Annotated in this window: 7 protein-coding genes and 1 pseudogene; 7 read left to right on the forward strand and 1 reads right to left on the reverse strand. The window is 36.2% G+C overall.

The genetic code is table 11. The annotated features are described in order from the left end of the window. The first annotated feature begins 194 nt into the window (after positions 1 to 194). From HC725_RS12925 to HC725_RS12955, 7 genes are all read left to right on the forward strand, one after another. Positions 195 to 692, forward strand: a complete 498-nt coding sequence (locus HC725_RS12925; RefSeq protein WP_190332230.1) for an AAA family ATPase — start codon at positions 195 to 197, stop codon at positions 690 to 692. 112 nt (positions 693 to 804) lie between these two features. After that, positions 805 to 1,659, forward strand: coding sequence for a hypothetical protein (locus HC725_RS12930; protein ID WP_190332231.1), 855 nt, complete (start codon positions 805 to 807; stop codon positions 1,657 to 1,659). Positions 1,660 to 1,801: 142 nt separating this feature from the next. Beyond that, complete coding sequence (locus HC725_RS12935) at positions 1,802 to 2,326, forward strand: hypothetical protein (protein WP_190332232.1); 525 nt, start codon at positions 1,802 to 1,804, stop codon at positions 2,324 to 2,326. Positions 2,327 to 2,418: 92 nt separating this feature from the next. Continuing rightward, complete coding sequence (locus tag HC725_RS12940) at positions 2,419 to 2,976, forward strand: hypothetical protein (RefSeq protein ID WP_203219080.1); 558 nt, start codon at positions 2,419 to 2,421, stop codon at positions 2,974 to 2,976. A 452-nt stretch (positions 2,977 to 3,428) separates the two neighbouring features. Next, positions 3,429 to 3,956, forward strand: a complete 528-nt coding sequence (locus HC725_RS12945; protein WP_190332234.1) for a hypothetical protein — start codon at positions 3,429 to 3,431, stop codon at positions 3,954 to 3,956. Between the two features lie 136 nt (positions 3,957 to 4,092). After that, entirely contained in the window at positions 4,093 to 4,521 is a 429-nt protein-coding gene (locus tag HC725_RS12950; RefSeq protein ID WP_190332235.1) for a hypothetical protein, read from the forward strand. 255 nt (positions 4,522 to 4,776) lie between these two features. Further along, positions 4,777 to 5,244: a helix-turn-helix domain-containing protein gene (locus HC725_RS12955; RefSeq protein ID WP_190332236.1), complete on the forward strand. Its 468-nt coding sequence runs from the start codon at positions 4,777 to 4,779 to the stop codon at positions 5,242 to 5,244. 315 nt (positions 5,245 to 5,559) lie between these two features. Here the strand turns inward: HC725_RS12955 and HC725_RS12960 are convergent. Further along, a pseudogene (locus HC725_RS12960) lies at positions 5,560 to 5,892 on the reverse strand (transposase); the annotation flags it as partial. Between the last annotated feature and the right edge of the window lie 108 nt (positions 5,893 to 6,000).

Raw genomic sequence — 6,000 nt, forward strand, 5'->3', positions numbered from 1 at the left:
TGGCGCTAAACCTTTGGTTTATCGCGGTAGCAAACTAACAAAACGCTTAAGACGGACTAACAAACGCTCGGCATTTTCAGTTCGGTTTAGTTTTGTGATTAAGGTGCTCAAATTGGGTTGGGTGGTAAGTTTGTTAGCCACTTAGCTTAGCGTTATTAGCCCGTTATTTGGGCGTTATGCGTTCAGGAGGTTTCATGGCACATCGAGGTACTTTGATTTTTTTCTGCGGTAAGATGGGTGCAGGAAAATCAACTAAATCTAAATCAGTTGCGATTGAGCGCAATGCTGTGCTTATTTCTGAAGACGAATGGCTAGCAAAGCTTTACCCTGATCAAGTTACATCTTTTGATGATTATATTAAATTTTCAGGGCTGCTAAGACCTTTAATAAAGATTCATGTCCAAAATATATTAAGAACTGGAACAAGTGTGGTTATGGACTTTCCAGCCAATACAAAGAGACAGAGAAAATGGTTTAATAGTTTATCTATTGAAGCGGAGTCAAAAGCTGAGCTTATTTACTTAAAAGTAAACAATGCATTGTGTCTAAAACAGATCGCACAAAGAAGTATTGAACAACCATCAAGGGCTGCATTTGATACGGAAGAAATGTTTCACCATGTTACTCAGTATTTTGAAGAACCTGAAGCAAGTGAAGTTCAAGATATTGAAATTATAGTAAAAAACGCATAACAAGTCGTTTAAAAGGACAAAAAACAGTTGGCTGTTTTCGTTCCTCAACATTTTAGCCAACAATTTTTAGCCTCTTAACGAGGCGTTATGTCACAAGAGGAAATAATAAAGTATGTTGGCTAAAAACCTTATTATCTCAGCCATGGAAGATACTGATACCTTCTTCTATGATGAAGTTGAGTTTACTATGAAATATGAGTTAAATTGTAGTGACCTAGCAATTGCAGCTGTTCGTAGTGTTGGTGATCAAGCGCGAGTATGCTTTTCTAATGATCTGTGTAATTTTGAAATTGATAACGTAGAACGGTTTCTGTTCGTTTTATTTATTATTTCACATGAAATCGCACATTTTATTAGCTTTCACCACATGCATAATGACAAAGAGAAATTAGATAGTGTATCTATTGAATCTCGTGCTGATTTTTTTGGCGCACAAATAGCTTTAACACTGATGACTTTTGGTAAAAGTATGCATGGTTTACTGCAAAAACATAATCTAAATAATGAAAACAAAGGAATAGAACCTAAAACTATAATCAATGCTATTTTTTCTCTAAATGATCAAGTATTTGTTAATAATACAAGTTTAACTTACCCCACTAGCCAATATCGAGTGCTCTCAATGTTAGCGGCGTGTATAGCTTTTTTTTCAGTGTACTCAACTGAGAATGAACAAGAGTTTGATATATGGTTCGTTAGAGAGTTAAGTGAAAATCTAGCGAGACTTCCGTTGATTGATGACCATGAAGATACAATAAATACTATTAGTTCTCGTTTAGAAGAGATTCATAAAAAACTTCAGTGGGGAAATCCAGTTAGTGTTGGAGGTATAAAATTTGAATATGCACCATATCTGACAACTAATTACATACTACCCGATGAATTTATCTCTAAACAAAGAGAATATGGTAAAGAGCGATTTTATCAGCTTCTTAATGAGGCAGTCGGTATTGACTTCGAGAAGTGACATAACAAGCAATTTAAGAGGGATTCACAACGCTCGGCATTTTTGCTTCTACTTCAAATTTAGTGTTTATGGCACAATGTTTTAGGTTTGGGTGGAGGCGTTGTTCACCCCTTAATTGGGCGTTAGCTTTCAAGGAGGCACCGTGAATATTTATGAAGCAGATTACGGCATCGGCCCCTTGATGGATGTAGAGGATACAATCAATAAAGGTATCGAAAAGCTCTTTGAAAGAAATCGGCAGGAGCCAGGGTTTGATGGGTTGTGGATGAATGAGTATGGAGAAGTTCTTTATGGTTCTTTACTTGTTGCAGCTCAAGCTTATTTTATCGGAAGCCTTAGAGATATTAATGAAATTAGAAAGAGCCTAGGACTTGGCACTCTAACTAAAGAGGCCGCATATAAAGTTCATAATATAACTGCACAAAACTACTCTTTGATAGAGCTAGTTAATTCAGCCGCTAATTATTTCAAACACCGAGATGAGTGGGGTGATGATTGGCCTGAAAATTATACAACTAAAGTTTTGGAGGCATTCTCTGTAACAGGAGAGTTTCCAATTAATGATGTGCAGCAACTGATTGAGGCTGACTATGGTTATAGTAAAATCACAAATTTAGTATCAGAGTGGCGCAAGCAGTTAATAGTTATTGCAAAAAATGAAAGCTAACAAGGCCAAGCACCCCGACGTATTTTTCGTTGCGCCTGCGGCTCCACAAAAAATACGCGCGTGTTGGCGGCGTTATGTCACTAGGATTAAATATGCATACATCAAACGTTGAAAGCATCATTTCAGGTAATGAACAATTAGCAAATTTTTGGAGTAATTGTCATGGCTGGGCGCCTGATTCTGCAGCAGACTTAATGTCTAAATCACGACTGGATAGGCAATTATCATTATCAAAAACATTATTAAAATGGAATTTTGATTCAGAGTGTTCTGACGGTGACTTAATTCTTGCGTGGGCTAACTTAGGCGCTTTAATTGAAGGTACACTAAAATTATTTCTAAGTGTTTATTATGAAGACTATTCGAGTGATCTCAACAAAATAATCCGCAAAGGAGAACAAGTAGATCCAGATTCATTAACTTTAGAAAATCTAAAGCAATTTATAAGAAAAAAGGATCTGTTTGGTGAAGAATGGTATCCGTATATTGAGTTAGTACAACAACGACGTAATGCAATTCATTCTTATAAAGATCGTTCTATTGGTGATAAAGATGAATTTAATGAGTCAGTTGAGAAATATTTACTATTTATGCGGTGTGTTAATAAACATCTTCCTTATCCTGAAGGCGGGTATGGTCCTCGTTTTTAGTAACGTGACATAACAAACAATTTAAATGGACGCATAAAGCTTGGCATTTTTGGTTCGGAGTTTTGTATGCGTTGTAAGTTAATCAAGGCGCTCATTTAATTGGGCGTTATATACCACAACTAATTCTGTTTTAATTGTTTCTGGGTATTTGTGTATTTCAAACAACTTGGTGTGTAATTCTTTTGGTTTGGTATGCATTTAACCATTAGTTTTTAAAACTCAGTTTTGTATTAATTCCTGTTAATCAGGTTTTGGTTTACGTTGTGGTAGTGTTGCAGTTATAGTTTCAAACATTATTTTAACTGGCAGGTTTAGCTAAATTATTCAAAAAATATATAACAAGTAAATCAAATGGACTTTTAACAGTTTGGCTGGTTTTGTGTTGTATTTAAGTTTGGGTTATCACTGTTAAAAGCCATTTATTTAGGCGTTATGCCTAATGAGGTAAGTTAATGAGTTTTACACATATTTTACCATGGTTTGCTTTACTGATTTCAAGTGTCAGCTTACTTGCTAGTGTGTATTCGATTTATCGAGATAAAAGTAAGGTGAAAGTCTTTTGCAAGGTTGTTTACGATTGCTCTAAAGATCAATCTGAAAATCTTGATAATCCCCCTCCATTTTTGAGAATATATGTTGTAAACACTGGGAAAAGACCAATATTCCTTTCCGAGCTCTGTGGTTATATTTCAAGAAAGTCATCAAGCTCTTGGGCTTTGAAAGATGAACCTATAGTTTTTGACGAAAATGGCATTCCATCTCTTTTTTCAAGTGGGTTTGTCCATGATGTAGGCATACGGTTAAATGATGCTGAAATCTATGAATATCGTATTAAGCACGATGATTATACAAAGCTTTACGACACAAATCAGGGTTGTTTAACTTATAAAAAGTACTATTTAACAGATGTTTTGGGTAAAAAATACTTTGTTAAAGGTTCACAAAAAGGTATTCATAAGTTAGCGCAATATCAGGCATAACAAGGCGTTTAAACGGAACAAAAACAGTGGGTTACGTTTCGCTTCGCTACACATTATAACCCACAATTTTTGTCCGCTTAACGCGGCGTTAGAGTAAAGCGTCGCAACTTATAAACATATGGTAGAGTTATTTGATATGAAGGAAGAATTGAATTTACTATACCGGATAATGAATACAAAATTTAAAGAGTTCGTTGACCTTAATGAACTCGTAAAGTCGCAATTATTTTCTGAAATATTGGAATATTGTGCTCTTCATGCAGTCCAGCACGGAGACAAAACCAACATAGATAATATACTTAAATTATTCAAAGGAACACGCTCACATGAAAGCCTTATAAAGTTCTTTTGTGTTCGTTGCGGCTTTGAATTTAAATCTGGAAATGGAATTGTTATTTTTACAAAGTCAACAACACCAGCAAAAGAAGAAACTAAATTTATAGCGCCTGCAAACACCAAAAAGTCTACTGAACAAAAGAAAAAAAAGGCGAAACCTAAAAAAATAGACATGCTTGATTCATGGGCTAGGCTTCCAGGAAGCTATGGAACAGGCAAAAAAAGGTAATTAAAACTCTAACAAGGCGCTGCAGCACCGCACACTTCGTGTGCTCGACAGTTTGTAAGTTGATTTTTTGTGGTTTTGCTGCGCAAAAGTATTCCACAAAAAATCAACTTACAAACTGCGGCTGAGCTTAGCGTTATGTGCTTTTGTAACTTATTGAAATATTTAGATTGTCATATACGTGTCGCGTTCGTGACGTTATTTCTTTGATAGGATATTGTTAGTTTCTAAGTCGGTACAGCAGAAAGGATTTTCGTAATGATTATAAGAAAACTCAGACTAAAACGCGGTTGGTCCCAAGAGCAATTGGCTGACTTAAGTGGCTTGAGCATTCGTACTATTCAGAGAATAGAGCGAGGTCAAAAGCCTGGTCTAGAGTCACTAAAATGTTTAGCTGCTGTCTTTGAAACAAGTGTCTCAGAACTTCAGCAGGAGCAGGAAATGACAAATGAAGTAAGAATCACCGACGAAGAGCAAACAGTTATTGACCAAGTAAGGGCTATCAAAGGGTTTTACTCACACCTAATGACATACGTGTTGGTAATAGGTTTACTATTCGCAATAAACTTATTAACCGATTCAAGCTATATTTGGGCTTGGTGGCCAGCAATGGGTTGGGGAATAGGAATTATAAATCATGGTTTAAACGCCTTTGAAGTATTTAATCTCTTTAGTGCAAAATGGGAAAGGCGTCAGATTGAAAAGCGTTTAGGTCGCAAGTTGTAAAAACGCACATAACAAATAAGGATAGGTGTCGCGCAGCCGACACCTTATCTGGGTGTTGAACAAGCCCGAAGCTGCTTATTATTGTAAATTGGTCGATAATATTTTTAGGTAGGTATTGGATCTTGCTTTTCTTTAGGCGACCTTAACCCTGACAATATTAAAATTCAATACTATCAGCTGTTTAGATTCTATTTCTGGTTTCTTTCTTTGATTGACTCTCCATTCTATAGTGGTCGCCATTATCTTTATATTTTAGCCTTTCGGCTAACTCGTTCGACTGATCCCAACGCATGACATTTCATGCTGACAGCAAGGTCAAAGCCGAAAGGCTTTGTTCCGTAAGACACTTGATTCGGGAAATGATGAAGCTAAATTAGGTATAAATAATAGCTGGATTTTCCATCGTAATATTCGGGCATTACCTCGTAAAAAACCATAATCCCTCACGCGTTGTAATCCTTTCGGAAGGACATGCTGCAATATCAACCATAAGAATTTGAGAACAGGTAAGGTCCTTTGCTTCCAGCGTTGCTCTTGGGCACTTTGATACCTAAATGTCACGTCTGTGTCGGTAATTTTTATGATGTCTTTATCGGCTAAAACACCACGATATAAATAACGTGAAAGATATTTTAAGGCGGGTAAGCCATACCTGTCACCACCAGTGCAAAAATGATCCACTAACACCAATTGAAAATTGATCCACTTGGTATCATTCAGTTTTAACAAAACTGGATGGTGATTATGTTAACCAAG

The sequence above is a fragment of the Vibrio sp. S17_S38 genome, assembly GCF_014694375.1.
Taxonomy (GTDB): Bacteria; Pseudomonadota; Gammaproteobacteria; order Enterobacterales; family Vibrionaceae; genus Vibrio.